The sequence below is a fragment of the Pseudomonas sp. LFS074 genome (assembly GCF_047978165.1).
Classification (GTDB): domain Bacteria; phylum Pseudomonadota; class Gammaproteobacteria; order Pseudomonadales; family Pseudomonadaceae; genus Aquipseudomonas; species Aquipseudomonas putida_P.
On sequence record NZ_JBFPFV010000001.1, the window covers coordinates 987,852 to 1,002,736 of the forward strand.

Here is a 14,885-nt window from a genome sequence, read left to right on the forward strand (position 1 = left end):
CCTTTTTTTTTGCTCCAAGGCTGGGAGAAGCGGGTGGGACCCGCAAGTATGATCAGGAGGTTCATGTGAACAAATCAATGCTGGTGGGTGCGGTACTGGGTGCTGTCGGTGTGACTGCCGGAGGTGCTGTCGCGACCTACAGCTTGGTCAACAAGGGGCCTGAGTATGCGCAGGTTACCGACGTGCAGCCGATCAAACAGCAGGTAAAAACCCCGCGCGAGGTCTGCAAGGACGTCGCCGTCACACGCCAAGCGCCGGTCAAGGACCAGCACCAGATTGCAGGTACCGTGGTGGGTGCCATTGCCGGCGGCCTGCTGGGTAACCAGATTGGTGGCGGTACCGGCAAGAAAATCGCCACCGTGGCTGGTGCGGTAGGTGGTGGTTATGCCGGTAACAAGGTGCAGGAGGGCATGCAGGAGCGTGACACCTACACCACCACGCAAACCCGCTGCAACACGGTCAACGACATCAGTGAGAAGGTGGTGGGCTACAACGTCACCTACTCCATTGGTGATCAGGTAGGCAAGGTGAAGATGGACCGTGAGCCGGGCTCGACCATTCCGCTGGACAAGAATGGCAAGTTGATCCTGAGCGAAGCGGGTCAGTAAGCCGTACGCCGTTTGCCCCCGCAAGTATCGCGCAAAGCCGGGGGAGAGGGCGCCGGGCACAAAAAAAGCACCCCGAGGGGTGCTTTTTGCGTTTCGGCAATCTGCGGTTAGCGCTTCATGCTTTCTGGCAGGTGCGGCTGGATAGCGGTCAGCACGGCCTTGAAGCACTTGATGTTGCCTGCAACGATGTGGCCCTTGTCGAGGAAGTCGTGGCCACCGTTGAAGTCGCTCACCAGGCCGCCGGCTTCCTGGATCAGCAGTACGCCAGCTGCCATGTCCCATTCCGACAGGCCCGACTCCCAGAAGGCATCGAAGCGGCCAGCGGCCACATAGGCCAGGTCCAGGCTGGCGGAGCCTGCACGGCGGATGCCGGCGGTCTGGCCAGTCAGGGCGCGGAACATGCCCAGGTAGTTGTCCATGTCGGCCATCTGGCCGTCACGGAACGGGAAACCGGTACCGAGCAGGGCGCCTTCCAGGCTGGTGCGCGAGCTGACACGCAGGCGACGACCGTTGAGTTGGGCGCCACGGCCACGGCTGGCGGTGAATTCTTCCTGGCGTACTGGGTCGAGTACCACGGCGTGTTCAAGGCGACCGCGGTATTTGCACGCGATGCTGACGGCGAAGTGGGGGATGCCGCGCAGGAAGTTGGTGGTGCCGTCCAGTGGGTCGATGATCCACAGGTAGTCTTTGCCTTCTTCGCCGGTGCCCGCGTGCATGCCCGTCTCTTCACCCTGGATGGAGTGGTTCGGGTAGGCCTTGCGCAGCGCGTCGACGATTTTCTGCTCGGCGGCACGATCAACCTCGGAAACGTAGTCCTTAGCCTCTTTCTCGTCCACCTTGATGCTATCCAGGCGTTCGATGGAGCGGAAAATCAGTTCACTGGCGCTGCGAGCGGCGCGCAGGGCGATATTCAGCATAGGCTGCATGGGCGGGTCACCTGGAGATGTTAAAGAAGAAAGCCGATCATTCTAGCAGAAAACTTTGGCGGCAGAAGTGTCACATTTGCTTTCATAGCGTTACGTCTGTCGGTTCTGTAAGATCGAAGGCCTTGATTCCTGCATCTGTGAGCACAACACCTTGCTGCAAAATATTCGTGTTGTTCTGGTCAATACCAGCCACCCCGGCAACATCGGCGGCGCTGCGCGTGCCATGAAAAACATGGGCTTGTCGCGTCTGGTGCTGGTGCAGCCGAAAGAATTCCCCGCCGTGGATGCCAGCGCCCGTGCATCGGGCGCCGACGATGTGCTGGATAACGCCCTGGTGGTCGACAGCCTCGAACAGGCACTGGTCGGCTGCAACCTGGTGATGGGCACCAGCGCCCGCGAGCGCAGCATTCCCTGGCCGTTGATCGGCCCGCGCGAGTGCGGGGCCAAGGCGGTGGAGCATGCCAATGGCGGCGAGGAGATCGCCCTGGTGTTCGGGCGTGAGCACGCCGGCCTGACCAACGAAGAACTGCAGCGATGTCACTTCCACGTGCACATTCCCTCCAACCCCGACTTTAGTTCGCTGAACCTGGCCGCTGCTGTGCAGGTGCTCTCTTACGAGGTGCGCATGGCCTGGCTGGCTGCCGGTGAAGCACCCGAAAAAGTCGAGAAGGTTGACGCCACCGAGCTGGCGACCATGGACGAAATGGAGCTGTTCTACGACCACCTGGAGAAAACCCTGGTGGGCATCGGCTTCCTCGACCCCGAAAAGCCCAAGCACCTGATGCCGCGCCTGCGCCGGCTGTATGGGCGGGTGGCGGTCGAGCGTTCGGAAATGAGCATTTTGCGCGGCATCCTGACCGAGACCCAGAAAGTGGTCCGGGGCGAGCCGCATAAACGGAAGGACTGATAGATGTTCGAACGCCTGCGTGAAGATATTCAAAGCGTATTCCACCGTGACCCGGCTGCGCGCAATGCCTTCGAGGTGCTCACCTGCTACCCCGGCATGCACGCCATCTGGCTGCACCGGCTGGGCAACGCCCTGTGGAAGCGTGATTTCAAATGGCTGGCCCGCCTGGTGTCGAACTTTGGCCGTTGGCTGACCGGCATCGAGATCCATCCCGGCGCCACCATCGGTCGGCGCTTTTTCATTGACCACGGCATGGGCATCGTCATTGGCGAAACCGCCGAAATTGGCGATGACGTCACCCTTTACCAGGGTGTGACGCTGGGCGGTACCAGCTGGAATAAAGGCAAGCGCCACCCCACCCTGGAAAACGGTGTGGTGGTAGGGGCGGGGGCCAAGGTGCTGGGGCCGTTCACCGTCGGTGCCGGGGCCAAGATCGGCTCCAACGCCGTGGTGACCAAGGCGGTGCCGGCCGGGGCCACGGCGGTGGGTATTCCTGGGCGAATCATCGTCAAGAGCGAAGACACCGAAGTCGAGGCCAAGCGCAAGGCCATGGCCGAGAAGATCGGCTTCGATGCCTACGGTGTCAGCGGCGACATGCCCGACCCGGTGGCGCGTGCCATCGGCCAGATGCTCGATCATCTGCAGGCGGTCGACGAGCGGTTGGAGGGTATGTGCGGTGCCCTGACCAAGATGGGCAGTGACTACTGTGCCAAGGAGCTGCCGGCCTTGCCGGAGGATGACTTCACCGAAGCCGCCCTGGTGGCCAAGCGCGACACTCAGTCGCATTGATTGCGCCGCACTGAAATCATAGTGACATACGGGGCGTGTGCTCACGCCCCTCGTCTGCTACAATCGCGCCCGCCTCCCGATGCCAAACCCGACTAAAGCACTAGGTCTAATAGTTGACTTAAATGCTCGGGAATCGCATACTCGCACACATCCCGAAACTCCCGTGGTACCCAATAGCCATGCGACTGACTACCAAAGGCCGATACGCCGTGACCGCCATGCTTGACCTGGCGTTGCACGCGCAGCATGGGCCGGTGTCTTTGGCCGACATTTCCGAGCGCCAGGGCATTTCCCTCTCTTATCTGGAGCAGCTGTTCGCCAAGCTGCGCCGCAGCAGCCTGGTTTCCAGTGTGCGCGGTCCAGGCGGTGGCTATCAGCTGTCGCGAGGCATGGAAACCATCCAGGTGGCCCAGGTCATCGATGCGGTCAACGAATCGGTCGATGCTACCCGCTGCCAGGGTCTCGGGGACTGCCATGCCGGTGATACCTGCCTGACCCACCACTTGTGGTGCGACCTCAGCCAGCAGATCCATGAATTCCTCAGCGGCATCAGCCTGGCCGACCTCGTCATGCGCCGTGAGGTGCAGGAAGTCGCCCAGCGCCAGGACCTGCGTCGTGTCGCAGGCCGAACCGCCCAGTTGGACAAGATTGAGACGTCCGCCGTCGATTGATCCCTTTGGGACGACGAGCGACGCCACCGCCTGATAGGAGAGACAAATGAAGTTGCCGATCTACCTTGATTACTCCGCGACCACCCCGGTCGACCCACGCGTGGCCCAGAAGATGGCCGACTGCCTGCTGGTTGACGGGAACTTCGGTAACCCGGCTTCGCGTTCCCACGTATTCGGCTGGAAAGCCGAAGAAGCGGTCGAGAACGGTCGCCGCCAGGTTGCCGAGCTGATCAATGCCGATCCGCGCGAAATCGTCTGGACCAGCGGTGCTACCGAGTCCGACAACCTCGCACTCAAAGGCGTCGCGCACTTCTATCAGACCAAGGGCAAGCACATCATCACCTCCAAGATCGAGCACAAGGCGGTCCTGGATACCGCTCGCCAGCTGGAGCGTGAAGGTTTCGAAGTCACCTACCTTGAGCCAGGCGAAGACGGCATCGTCACCCCGGCCATGGTAGAGGCGGCGCTGCGCGACGACACCATCCTGGTCTCGCTGATGCACGTGAACAACGAAGTTGGCTCGATCAACGACATCGCCGCCATCGGTGAGCTGACCCGCTCGCGCGGCGTACTGTTCCACGTCGACGCCGCCCAGTCGGCCGGCAAGGTCGAAATCGACCTGCAAAAGCTCAAGGTCGACCTGATGTCGTTCTCGGCTCACAAGGTCTACGGCCCTAAAGGCATCGGTGCGCTGTACGTCAGCCGCAAGCCGCGTGTACGCCTGGAAGCCATCATTCACGGTGGCGGCCATGAGCGCGGCATGCGTTCGGGCACCCTGCCAACCCACCAGATCGTCGGCATGGGCGAAGCGTTCGCCATCGCCAAGCAGGAAATGGTTGCGGAAAACGCGCGCATCAAGGCCCTGAGCGACCGCTTCTTCAAGCAGGTCTCGGACCTTGAAGAGCTGTACGTCAACGGCAGCCAGACTGCCCGTGTTCCGCACAACCTGAACCTGAGCTTCAACTACGTCGAAGGTGAATCGCTGCTGATGTCGCTGAAGGACATCGCCGTATCGTCCGGTTCGGCCTGCACCTCGGCATCGCTGGAGCCGTCGTACGTACTGCGCGCTCTGGGCCGCAACGACGAGCTGGCGCACAGCTCGATCCGCTTCTCCTTCGGCCGTTTCACCACCGAAGAAGAAGTCGACTACGCCGCGCAGAAAGTCTGCGAGGCCGTCAACAAACTGCGTGAGCTGTCGCCGCTGTGGGACATGTACAAAGACGGCGTTGACATCTCCAAGATCGAGTGGGCCGCCCACTAAGCAGTCGCCGGCAAGAGCGGCTCCCTGATGAGGAAGGAATTGCACCATGGCATACAGTGAAAAGGTCATCGACCACTACGAAAACCCACGCAACGTCGGCAAGATGAATGCCGAGGACCCGGATGTCGGTACCGGCATGGTCGGCGCCCCAGCGTGCGGTGACGTGATGCGTCTGCAGATCAAGGTCAACGAGCAAGGCGTTATCGAAGACGCCAAGTTCAAGACCTACGGCTGCGGTTCGGCCATCGCTTCCAGCTCCCTCGCCACCGAGTGGATGAAGGGCAAGACCCTGGACGAAGCCGAAACCATCAAGAACACCCAGCTGGCCGAAGAACTGGCGTTGCCGCCGGTCAAGATCCACTGCTCGGTACTCGCCGAGGATGCCATCAAGGCAGCCGTGCGCGATTACAAGCAGAAGAAAGGCTTGATCTAAGTCGCCTGCGAGGTAAGGAGTTCTGATGGCTATCAGCATGACAGAAGCCGCCGCCAACCACATTCGCCGCTCCCTCGACGGGCGCGGCAAAGGTGAGGGCATTCGCCTGGGCGTGCGCACCACCGGTTGCTCGGGCCTGGCCTACGTGCTGGAGTTCGTCGACGAACTGGCGGACGAAGACCAGGTGTTCGAAAACCACGGCGTCAAGGTGATCATCGATCCCAAGAGCCTGGTCTACCTCGACGGCACCGAGCTGGATTTCGTCAAGGAAGGGTTGAACGAAGGCTTCAAGTTCAACAACCCCAACGTGCGCGGTGAGTGTGGCTGCGGCGAAAGCTTCAACGTTTGAGGCTGGCTGTGGGTACTCCTTGTCATTACGCATTGTTTGACCTCCAGCCAAGCTTCCGCCTGGATCTCGACAAGCTGGCCACTCGCTATCGCGAGCTGGCCCGCGAAGTCCATCCCGACCGCTTTGCCGACGCCTCCGAGCGAGAGCAACGTATAGCGCTGGAAAAATCCGCGGCCCTCAACGACGCCTACCAGACGCTGCGCAGTGCGCCGCGTCGCGCGCGCTACCTGCTGGCCATCAGCGGCCACGAAGTGCCCCAGGAGGTCACGGTCCACGACCCCGACTTCCTGCTGCAGCAGATGCAGTGGCGTGAAGAGCTCGAAGAGCTGCAGGACGAAGCCGACCTTGATGGTGTCGGTGTGTTCAAGAAGCGCCTGAAGGTTGCCCAGGACACGCTGAACGAGGACTTTGCCGCCTGCTGGGATGCCCCAGGCGAGCGCGACAAGGCCGAGCGCCTGATGCGCCGCATGCAGTTCCTCGACAAGCTCGCCCAAGAAGTGCGCCAACTGGAAGAGCGCCTCGACGATTAACCCGGTGCTGCCCGTGATGGCACCTAAGGTATTCAGATAAGCATGGCCCTACTGCAGATTGCCGAACCCGGTCAAAGCCCTCAGCCGCACCAGCGCCGCCTGGCGGTGGGGATCGACCTGGGTACCACCAACTCTCTGGTCGCTGCATTGCGCAGCGGTCGTAGCGAGCCCCTGCCTGACGCGCAGGGTAACGTCATTCTGCCGTCCGCGGTGCGCTACCTCGAAGGGCGCAACGAAGTGGGGCAGGCCGCGCGTGATGCCGCTTCCAGCGACCCGCTGAACACCGTGCTGTCGGTCAAGCGCCTGATGGGGCGCGGCCTGGCCGACGTCAAGCAACTGGGCGAGCAGCTGCCATACCGCTTTGTTGGTGGTGAGTCGCACATGCCGTTCATCGACACTGTCCAAGGGCCGAAAAGCCCGGTGGAAGTGTCTGCCGATATCCTCAAGGTGCTGCGCGAGCGCGCCGAAGCGACCTTGGGTGGCGAACTGGTAGGTGCGGTGATTACCGTGCCCGCCTATTTCGATGACGCCCAGCGCCAGGCCACCAAGGACGCTGCGCGCCTGGCGGGGCTGAACGTGCTGCGCCTGCTCAACGAGCCCACTGCGGCTGCAGTGGCCTACGGCCTGGACCAGAACGCCGAAGGCGTGGTGGCCATCTATGACCTGGGCGGCGGCACCTTCGATATTTCCATCCTGCGCCTGACCGCTGGTGTCTTCGAAGTGCTTGCCACCGGTGGTGATACCGCCTTGGGTGGCGACGATTTCGACCACGCCATTGCCGGCTGGATCATCGAGCAGGCTGGCTTGTCGTCCGACTTGGACCCAGCTACCCAGCGCGCATTGTTGCAAACCGCCTGCGCGGCCAAGGAAGCGTTGACTGACACCGATGTGGTCAGTGTCAGCCATGGCGCCTGGCAGGGCGAGCTGAGCCGCGCCGCCTTCGAAGCCATGATCGAACCGCTGGTTGCCCGCAGCCTCAAGGCTTGCCGCCGCGCCGTGCGCGACAGTGGCGTCGAGCTGGAAGAAGTCAGCGCCGTGGTCATGGTCGGTGGTTCGACTCGCGTCCCGCGTGTGCGTGAAGCCGTGGGCGCGTTGTTCGGGCGCACCCCGTTGACGTCGATCGACCCCGACCAGGTGGTGGCCATCGGCGCCGCCATCCAGGCCGACACCCTGGCTGGCAACCGCCGTGAAGGTGGTGAACTGCTGCTGCTCGATGTCATCCCGTTGTCGCTTGGCCTTGAAACCATGGGCGGGTTGATGGAGAAGGTGATCCCGCGCAACACCACCATTCCGGTGGCCCGCGCCCAGGAGTTCACCACGTACAAGGATGGCCAGTCGGCCATGATGATCCATGTGCTGCAGGGCGAGCGCGAGCTGATCAGCGACTGCCGCTCGCTGGCCCGCTTCGAGCTGCGTGGTATTCCGGCCATGGTGGCCGGCGCGGCAAAAATTCGCGTTACCTTCCAGGTGGACGCCGATGGCCTGCTCAGTGTCGCCGCCCGCGAGCTGGGTTCGGGCGTGGAAGCCAGTATCCAGGTCAAGCCGTCCTATGGCCTGACCGACGGCGAAATCGCCCGCATGCTGAAAGACTCCTTCGAGCATGCCGGTTCCGACAAGCACGCCCGCCAGTTGCGCGAGCACCAGGTGGACGGCGAGCGCCTGCTCGAAGCGGTACAGGGCGCCCTGGACGCCGATGGCGAACGCCTGCTCAGCAGTGACGAGCGCGACGCCATTGCATTCCAGATGCAAGAACTACGTGATTTGCTGGCCGGCACCGATGGCGCTGCCATCGAGCAACAGACCAAGCGTCTGTCGCAGGTGACCGATGCTTTTGCCGCCCGTCGCCTTGATTCGACGGTCAAAGCCGCACTGGCCGGGCGCAACCTGAATGAGATCGAGGAGTAACCGATGCCGCTGGTGACATTCCTGCCGCATGAGAAGTTTTGCCCGGAAGGGCTGACCGTGGAGGTGCCGACCGGGACCAACATCCTGGAACTGGCCCACGATCATCACATCGAGATGGAAAGCGCCTGCGGCGGTGTCAAGGCCTGCACCACTTGCCACTGCATCGTACGCAAGGGTTTCGACTCGCTTGAAGAAGCCGACGAGCTGGAAGAGGACATGCTGGACAAGGCCTGGGGCCTGGAAGCGCAGTCGCGCCTTGGCTGCCAGGTGGTCGTCGCTGACGAAGACCTGACCATCGAGATCCCCAAGTATTCGCTCAACCACGCTGCCGAAGCACCGCACTGAGGATCTGTACATGAGTCTGAAATGGGTTGATGTACTTGAGATCGCAATCCAGCTTGCAGAAAGCAAGCCGGAGGTCGATCCTCGTTATGTGAATTTCGTAGACCTGCACCGTTGGGTGCTGGCATTGCCAGAATTCAGCGACGATCCGTCACGCGGCGGTGAGAAAGTGCTCGAGGCCATCCAGGCTGCCTGGATCGACGAAGCCGACTAAGCGTCACTTGCAGGTTAGGCAATCCCCCAGAACCCGCGTATAATTCGCGGGTTTAATTTTTCGTAACACTCATATTCTGGAGTTTTCCATGGCTGTTCAACGTACTTTCTCGATCATCAAGCCTGACGCTGTTGCCAAAAACGTCATCGGCAAGATCACCACTCGCTTCGAAGAAGCTGGCCTGAAAATCGTTGCCTCGAAAATCAAGCAACTGTCCAAAGCCGAAGCCGAAGGCTTCTACGCTGAGCACAGCGCTCGCGGCTTCTTCGGTGACCTGGTTGCCTTCATGACTTCCGGTCCAGTTGTTGTTCAGGTTCTGGAAGGCGAAAACGCCATCGCTCTGAACCGTGAGCTGATGGGCGCTACCAACCCTAAAGAAGCTGCTGCCGGCACCATCCGTGCTGACTTCGCCGAGTCGATCGACGCCAACGCCGTTCACGGTTCGGACTCCGAAGCTGCCGCTGCTCGCGAAATCGCTTACTTCTTCGCTGCTACCGAGGTAACCACTCGCTAAGCGAAAGCTTACGGGTGAGGGTGAATCCATGACGACATCTACTGGCAAAATCAACCTGTTGGGCCTGACCCAGCCGGAAATGGAACAATTCTTCGACTCTATCGGGGAGAAGCGCTTCCGTGCCGGCCAGGTGATGAAATGGATTCACCATTTTGGCGTGTCCGACTTTGCGGCCATGACCAACGTAGGCAAGGTCTTGCGCGAAAAGCTCGAGGCCGTTGCCGAGATTCGCCCACCGGAAGTGGTCAGTGAAGACATTTCCGCCGACGGCACCCGCAAATGGGTGATCCGCGTTGCCTCCGGCAGCTGCGTCGAGACCGTCTACATTCCTACCGACGACCGCGGTACCCTGTGCGTATCGTCGCAAGCCGGCTGTGCCCTGGACTGCAGTTTCTGCTCCACCGGCAAGCAAGGCTTCAACAGCAACCTCACCGCCGCCGAAGTGATCGGCCAGGTGTGGCTTGCCAACAAATCCTTCGGGACCGTCCCTGCCAAAGTCGACCGCGCGATTACCAACGTGGTGATGATGGGCATGGGCGAGCCCTTGCTGAACTTCGACAACGTCATCGCCGCCATGAAAATCATGATGGATGACCTTGGCTATGGCATTTCCAAGCGTCGCGTCACGCTGTCCACCTCGGGCGTGGTACCGATGATCGACGAACTGGCCAAGCACATCGACGTGTCGCTGGCCCTTTCGCTGCACGCGCCGAACGACGAACTGCGCAACAAGCTGGTTCCGATCAACAAGAAGTACCCGCTGAAGATGCTGCTGGAATCGTGCATGGGCTACATGTCTACCTTGGGCGGCAAGCGCGTGCTCACCGTCGAGTACACCTTGCTCAAGGACGTCAATGACCAGCCTGAGCATGCCGCGCAAATGATCGAGTTGCTGCGCGACGTACCGTGCAAGATCAACCTGATCCCGTTCAACCCGTTCCCGCATTCGGGCTACGAGCGGCCAAGCAACAACGCCATTCGTCGCTTCCAGGACCTGCTGCACCACGGTGGTTTCAACGTCACCACCCGTACCACCCGTGGCGACGACATCGACGCTGCCTGCGGCCAGCTGGTTGGCCAGGTCAACGACCGTACCCGCCGCAGTGAACGCTATATCGCTGTTCGCCAGCTTTCCGCAGACGTCGAGCTGCAAGACAGCGCCGCCAGCCACTGACCGGGACCTCGCCCATGAGCCTGCGCACCGCGCTGTCGATCCTTGCGCTTTCGCTGCTGGCCGGCTGCGTGTCGGGTGGCGTGGGCGACCCCCTGGCCAGTCGCCAGGGGAAGGTGGAAGCGGGGCGAGCTTATGTGCAGCTTGGCCTGGGTTATTTGCAACAGGGTTTGACCGAGCAGGCCAAGGCACCACTGGGCAAGGCCTTGGCGCTGGATGGGCGGGATGCCGACGCGCACGCTGCCCTGGCGCTGGTGTTTCAGGCCGAAGGCGAACCGGCGCTGGCCGAAACGCACTTTCGCAAGGCCCTGCAGATCAGCAGCGGCGACACACGAATTAGCAACAATTACGGCAGTTTCCTTTATGCTCAGGGGCGATTTGCCGAGGCCGAGCAGATGTTTCGCCTGGCCAGTGCCGATACCCTGTATCCTGAGCGCTCACGCGTGTACGAGAACCTGGGCCTGACCGCCCTCAAGCTCGAGCGCCGCGACCAGGCGCATGCCTATCTGTTGAAAGCGTTGCAACTCAACCAGCGGCAACCGAAAGCGTTGCTGGAAATGGCTGAGTTGTCCTACGAAAACAGGCATTATGTGCAGGCCCGGGACTACTACGATCGTTTCAGCCAGTTGAGCGACCACGACGCCCGTAGCCTGCTGCTGGGCAGCCGCCTTGCCAGAGTGTTCGACGAGCAGGGCGCACTGGCCGAACTGGGCCAGCAATTACAACGACTTTATCCCGGTACGCCGGAATACCAGCAATACCTGTCGGAGCAACGATGAACGCCGCGCATCCCGAAGTAGCAGTAGCGCCTGGCCAGAACCCCGGTGAGCTTTTGCGCCTGGCCCGTGAGAAACGGGACTGGTCTCAAGCCGAGGTGGCCCGCAAGCTCAACCTCACTGTCAGTTCGTTGAACCACGTGGAAACCGGCGCCTTCGACAAGCTGCCCGGGCATACCTTCGCGCGTGGCTATATTCGCGCCTATGCCAAGTTGATGGAGCTCGACCAGGCCGCCCTGGTAGAGGCCTTCGACCGCTACACCGGTACTCACGCCAAGGGCAGCGAAGTGCATTCGCTGGGCCGCATCGAAGAGCCGGTGCGCCTGTCGCATAACATCCTGCGCGGCGTCAGCCTGCTGTTGCTGGTGGCCGTGGTCGGTGGCGGCTTTGTTTGGTGGCAGGACCAGGGCAGCCTGCGTGGCAAGGACCTGGCCAAGATTGCCCTGGAGCACGTCGAAGTCGAAAGCGCCGACGGCACCACCCAGATTCACCCGCTCGATGAGCCTGAAGACCAGGCCGTTTCCGTCGGCCAGCAGGCCGAAAGCGCGCCGTTGGCGCTGGAGCAGGGCGCAACCGAGCAGCCTGCCGCGGCCGCTGAACAGGCGCCGACCAGCGCGGCCCCAGCCGCTGCCGCAGTGCCGGCCCCGGCAGCGGGCCAGCAAGCACCCGCGCAACCCGCGCCTGCTGCTGCGCCTGCCCCGGTAGCACCGGTTACCCCAGCACCTGCCGCTGTTGCGCCTGCGGCGCCCGCGTCTACCGTGGTCGCCGCCGAGCCTGCCGCAATACCGGCTGGCAGTGCCAAGGTTGCCATCCAGTTCACCGCCGATTGCTGGACCCAGGTCAGCGACGGCAACGGCAAGGTGCTGTTCAGCGCCATCAAGCGCAAGGGGGACAACCTCGAGCTGACCGGCAAGCCGCCGTTCGCGGTGCGTCTGGGCTTTGCCCGTGGCGCCCAGGTCAGCTACAACGGCCAGGCCGTCGATGTTGCCCCGTTCACCAGTGGCGAGACCGCTCGCCTGAAGTTGGGACAGTAAGTCATGCACGGCGAATCTCCGATCAAACGTCGCGAATCCCGCAAAATTTGGGTTGGCAATGTGCCGGTGGGTGGTGACGCACCCATCGCGGTGCAGAGCATGACCAACACCGATACCAACGATGTAGCCGCCACCGTGGCGCAAATCCAGCGCCTGGTCGATGCCGGCGTGGACATCGTACGTGTCTCGGTACCGGACATGGACGCCGCCGAAGCCTTCGGCAAGATCAAGCAGCTGGTCAGCGTGCCGCTGGTCGCCGACATCCATTTCGACTACAAGATCGCTCTGCGCGTTGCCGAGCTGGGCGTCGATTGCCTGCGTATCAACCCAGGCAACATCGGCCGTGAAGACCGTGTGCGCGCTGTGGTCGATGCCGCCCGCGACCGTGGTATCCCGATCCGTATCGGGGTCAACGCCGGTTCCCTGGAAAAAGACCTGCAGAAGAAGTACGGCGAGCCAACCCCGGCAGCGCTGGTCGAGTCGGCCCTACGCCACGTCGAGCACCTCGACCGCCTGGACTTCCAGGACTTCAAGGTCAGCGTCAAGGCCTCCGACGTGTTCATGGCCGTCGAAGCCTACCGGCTGCTGGCCAAGCAGATCGTGCAGCCGTTGCACTTGGGCATCACCGAAGCCGGTGGCCTGCGTTCGGGGACGGTGAAATCTGCCGTCGGCCTCGGTATGCTGCTGGCCGAAGGCATTGGCGATACCATCCGTATCTCGCTGGCGGCCGACCCGGTCGAAGAAGTGAAAGTCGGCTACGACATCCTCAAGTCGCTGCACCTGCGTTCGCGTGGCATCAACTTCATCGCCTGCCCGAGCTGCTCGCGGCAGAACTTCGATGTGGTCAAGACCATGAACGAGCTGGAAGGGCGCCTGGAAGACTTGCTGGTGCCGCTGGACGTGGCGGTGATCGGTTGCGTGGTCAACGGCCCAGGTGAAGCCAAGGAAGCCCATGTAGGCTTGACCGGCGGCACGCCGAACCTGATCTACATCGACGGCAAGCCTGCGCAGAAACTGACCAATGACAACCTGGTCGATGAGCTGGAAAAACTCATCCGCCAGAAAGCGGCCGAAAAGGTCGAGGCCGACGCGGCGCTGATCGTCCGTGGCTGACACACAGAATTCGTAAGGACTTTTCGTGAGCAAATCGCTGCAAGCCATCCGTGGCATGAACGACATCCTGCCAGAACAGTCGCCACTGTGGCGCTACTTCGAAGGCACCGTGGCCGGCCTGCTGGACACCTACGGGTACAGCCAGATCCGCACGCCGATCGTCGAGTTCACCGAGCTGTTCAAGCGCTCGATCGGTGAAGTGACCGACATCGTCGAAAAGGAGATGTACACCTTCGAGGACCGCAACGGCGATTCGCTGACCCTGCGCCCTGAAGGCACCGCGGCCTGCGTGCGCGCTGTGCTCGAACATGGCATCACCGGCAACGGCCAGGTGCAGAAGCTGTGGTACATCGGGCAGATGTTCCGCCATGAGCGCCCGCAGAAGGGCCGCTACCGCCAGTTTCACCAGATTGGCGTGGAAGTGTTCAACCTGGACGGCCCGGACATCGACGCCGAGCTGATCATGCTGACCTGGCGCCTGTGGGGCCTGCTGGGTATCCAGGATGCGGTCAAGCTCGAACTCAACAGCCTCGGCACCAGTGAAGCCCGTGCACGCTACCGTGACGCGTTGGTCGAGTTCCTCTCGGCGCGCCTGGAGCAGTTGGACGAAGACAGTCAGCGCCGCCTGAAGAGCAACCCGCTGCGCATTCTCGACAGCAAGGACCAGAACACCCAGGCGGTGCTGGTTGGCGCTCCGAAGCTGGAAGACTACCTGGACGAAGAATCCCGCGTGCACTTCGAAGGCCTCAAGGCCCGCCTGGACGCCGCCGGTATTCCGTTCGTGATCAACACCAAGCTGGTGCGTGGCCTGGACTACTACAGCAAGACCGTGTTCGAGTGGGTGACCGACAAGCTCGGTGCCCAGGGCACCGTGTGTGCCGGTGGCCGCTACGATGGCCTGGTCGAGCAGATGGGCGGCAAGCCAACCACGGGTGTTGGTTTCGCCATGGGCATCGAGCGCCTGATCCTGCTGCTGGAAACCCTGGGCAAGGTGCCAGAGTCCATCAGCCGCCAGATCGACGTTTACCTGTGCGCCTTCGGCGAGCAGGCGGAACTGGCTGGCCTGCGCCTTTCCGAAGGCCTGCGCGACCGCCTGCCGGGCCTGCGCCTGGCAGTCAACGCCGGCGGTGGCAGTTTCAAAAGCCAGTTCAAGAAAGCCGACAAGAGCGGCGCGCTGTTTGCCCTGATCCTCGGCGACGACGAATTGGCCAAGCAAGAGATTGGCTTGAAGCCCCTGCGTGGCCAGGGCGAACAACAGAACATTGCCTGGGATGCTCTTGCAGAGCACCTGGAAACCGCGATCGCGCAGGCGTAACGCGGTTCAACAAGCGAATAGGCGAAA

Annotated in this window: 18 protein-coding genes; 17 read left to right on the plus strand and 1 reads right to left on the minus strand. The window is 62.0% G+C overall.

The window, feature by feature from the left end:
- Positions 1–65: 65 nt before the first annotated feature.
- Complete coding sequence (locus tag ACNQP3_RS04520) at positions 66–608, plus strand: glycine zipper 2TM domain-containing protein (protein WP_041166378.1); 543 nt, start codon at positions 66–68, stop codon at positions 606–608.
- Between the two features lie 107 nt (positions 609–715).
- On the opposite strand, the gene suhB is transcribed toward ACNQP3_RS04520, so the two are convergent.
- Positions 716–1,534, minus strand: a complete 819-nt coding sequence (gene suhB / locus ACNQP3_RS04525) for an inositol-phosphate phosphatase (protein ID WP_012270588.1) — start codon at positions 1,532–1,534, stop codon at positions 716–718.
- Positions 1,535–1,685: 151 nt separating this feature from the next.
- On the opposite strand from suhB, the gene trmJ reads away from it, so the two are divergent.
- The 16 genes from trmJ to hisS all read left to right on the plus strand — a co-directional run bounded on the left by trmJ (position 1,686) and on the right by hisS (position 14,858).
- The gene (trmJ, locus tag ACNQP3_RS04530; RefSeq protein WP_012270589.1) at positions 1,686–2,441 is read left to right on the plus strand and encodes a tRNA (cytosine(32)/uridine(32)-2'-O)-methyltransferase TrmJ; all 756 of its coding nucleotides are present in this window, start codon (positions 1,686–1,688) and stop codon (positions 2,439–2,441) included.
- A 3-nt stretch (positions 2,442–2,444) separates the two neighbouring features.
- A complete protein-coding gene (gene cysE / locus ACNQP3_RS04535; RefSeq protein ID WP_012270590.1) occupies positions 2,445–3,230 on the plus strand; it encodes a serine O-acetyltransferase in 786 nt (261 codons plus the stop codon).
- A 179-nt stretch (positions 3,231–3,409) separates the two neighbouring features.
- Positions 3,410–3,901, plus strand: a complete 492-nt coding sequence (gene iscR / locus ACNQP3_RS04540) for a Fe-S cluster assembly transcriptional regulator IscR (protein WP_008092572.1) — start codon at positions 3,410–3,412, stop codon at positions 3,899–3,901.
- 46 nt (positions 3,902–3,947) lie between these two features.
- Positions 3,948–5,162 carry an IscS subfamily cysteine desulfurase gene (locus ACNQP3_RS04545; RefSeq protein ID WP_060493218.1) on the plus strand — a complete coding sequence of 405 codons (1,215 nt, stop codon included), beginning with the start codon at positions 3,948–3,950 and terminating at the stop codon, positions 5,160–5,162.
- Positions 5,163–5,208: 46 nt separating this feature from the next.
- The gene (gene iscU, locus ACNQP3_RS04550; protein ID WP_003248539.1) at positions 5,209–5,595 is read left to right on the plus strand and encodes a Fe-S cluster assembly scaffold IscU; all 387 of its coding nucleotides are present in this window, start codon (positions 5,209–5,211) and stop codon (positions 5,593–5,595) included.
- Positions 5,596–5,620: 25 nt separating this feature from the next.
- A complete protein-coding gene (gene iscA, locus ACNQP3_RS04555; RefSeq protein ID WP_003248536.1) occupies positions 5,621–5,944 on the plus strand; it encodes an iron-sulfur cluster assembly protein IscA in 324 nt (107 codons plus the stop codon).
- Positions 5,945–5,952: 8 nt separating this feature from the next.
- On the plus strand, positions 5,953–6,474 hold the full coding sequence (gene hscB / locus ACNQP3_RS04560; RefSeq protein WP_060493217.1) for a co-chaperone HscB: 522 nt from the start codon (positions 5,953–5,955) through the stop codon (positions 6,472–6,474).
- Between the two features lie 42 nt (positions 6,475–6,516).
- Positions 6,517–8,379 carry a Fe-S protein assembly chaperone HscA gene (gene hscA, locus ACNQP3_RS04565; protein WP_179028165.1) on the plus strand — a complete coding sequence of 621 codons (1,863 nt, stop codon included), beginning with the start codon at positions 6,517–6,519 and terminating at the stop codon, positions 8,377–8,379.
- Positions 8,380–8,382: 3 nt separating this feature from the next.
- On the plus strand, positions 8,383–8,724 hold the full coding sequence (fdx, locus tag ACNQP3_RS04570) for an ISC system 2Fe-2S type ferredoxin (protein WP_012270595.1): 342 nt from the start codon (positions 8,383–8,385) through the stop codon (positions 8,722–8,724).
- Between the two features lie 10 nt (positions 8,725–8,734).
- Positions 8,735–8,935 (plus strand): Fe-S cluster assembly protein IscX, encoded by a 201-nt coding sequence (gene iscX, locus ACNQP3_RS04575; protein WP_003248529.1) that lies wholly within the window; start codon positions 8,735–8,737, stop codon positions 8,933–8,935.
- Between the two features lie 88 nt (positions 8,936–9,023).
- Positions 9,024–9,449 (plus strand): nucleoside-diphosphate kinase, encoded by a 426-nt coding sequence (ndk, locus tag ACNQP3_RS04580; RefSeq protein ID WP_008092560.1) that lies wholly within the window; start codon positions 9,024–9,026, stop codon positions 9,447–9,449.
- A 28-nt stretch (positions 9,450–9,477) separates the two neighbouring features.
- Complete coding sequence (gene rlmN, locus ACNQP3_RS04585) at positions 9,478–10,623, plus strand: 23S rRNA (adenine(2503)-C(2))-methyltransferase RlmN (protein WP_264316840.1); 1,146 nt, start codon at positions 9,478–9,480, stop codon at positions 10,621–10,623.
- Between the two features lie 14 nt (positions 10,624–10,637).
- Complete coding sequence (pilW, locus tag ACNQP3_RS04590; protein ID WP_264316841.1) at positions 10,638–11,399, plus strand: type IV pilus biogenesis/stability protein PilW; 762 nt, start codon at positions 10,638–10,640, stop codon at positions 11,397–11,399.
- Positions 11,396–12,430 carry a RodZ domain-containing protein gene (locus ACNQP3_RS04595; protein WP_012270598.1) on the plus strand — a complete coding sequence of 345 codons (1,035 nt, stop codon included), beginning with the start codon at positions 11,396–11,398 and terminating at the stop codon, positions 12,428–12,430. Before pilW ends, ACNQP3_RS04595 begins: the two co-directional genes overlap by 4 nt.
- 3 nt (positions 12,431–12,433) lie before the next feature.
- On the plus strand, positions 12,434–13,543 hold the full coding sequence (gene ispG / locus ACNQP3_RS04600) for a flavodoxin-dependent (E)-4-hydroxy-3-methylbut-2-enyl-diphosphate synthase (protein WP_012270599.1): 1,110 nt from the start codon (positions 12,434–12,436) through the stop codon (positions 13,541–13,543).
- 25 nt (positions 13,544–13,568) lie between these two features.
- Positions 13,569–14,858, plus strand: coding sequence for a histidine--tRNA ligase (gene hisS, locus ACNQP3_RS04605; RefSeq protein WP_003248516.1), 1,290 nt, complete (start codon positions 13,569–13,571; stop codon positions 14,856–14,858).
- The last annotated feature ends 27 nt before the right edge of the window (positions 14,859–14,885 follow it).

Coding starts and splice junctions, on each gene's coding strand:
- pilW (WP_264316841.1), top strand. CDS start 10,638: ATGAGCCTGCGCACCGCGCTGTCGATCCTTGCGCTTTCGCTGCTGGCC.
- ndk (WP_008092560.1), top strand. CDS start 9,024: ATGGCTGTTCAACGTACTTTCTCGATCATCAAGCCTGACGCTGTTGCC.
- ACNQP3_RS04595 (WP_012270598.1), top strand. CDS start 11,396: ATGAACGCCGCGCATCCCGAAGTAGCAGTAGCGCCTGGCCAGAACCCC.
- iscA (WP_003248536.1), top strand. CDS start 5,621: ATGGCTATCAGCATGACAGAAGCCGCCGCCAACCACATTCGCCGCTCC.
- iscX (WP_003248529.1), top strand. CDS start 8,735: ATGAGTCTGAAATGGGTTGATGTACTTGAGATCGCAATCCAGCTTGCA.
- fdx (WP_012270595.1), top strand. CDS start 8,383: ATGCCGCTGGTGACATTCCTGCCGCATGAGAAGTTTTGCCCGGAAGGG.
- suhB (WP_012270588.1), bottom strand. CDS start 1,534: ATGCAGCCTATGCTGAATATCGCCCTGCGCGCCGCTCGCAGCGCCAGT.
- iscU (WP_003248539.1), top strand. CDS start 5,209: ATGGCATACAGTGAAAAGGTCATCGACCACTACGAAAACCCACGCAAC.
- iscR (WP_008092572.1), top strand. CDS start 3,410: ATGCGACTGACTACCAAAGGCCGATACGCCGTGACCGCCATGCTTGAC.
- cysE (WP_012270590.1), top strand. CDS start 2,445: ATGTTCGAACGCCTGCGTGAAGATATTCAAAGCGTATTCCACCGTGAC.
- hscA (WP_179028165.1), top strand. CDS start 6,517: ATGGCCCTACTGCAGATTGCCGAACCCGGTCAAAGCCCTCAGCCGCAC.
- ACNQP3_RS04545 (WP_060493218.1), top strand. CDS start 3,948: ATGAAGTTGCCGATCTACCTTGATTACTCCGCGACCACCCCGGTCGAC.
- rlmN (WP_264316840.1), top strand. CDS start 9,478: ATGACGACATCTACTGGCAAAATCAACCTGTTGGGCCTGACCCAGCCG.
- ispG (WP_012270599.1), top strand. CDS start 12,434: ATGCACGGCGAATCTCCGATCAAACGTCGCGAATCCCGCAAAATTTGG.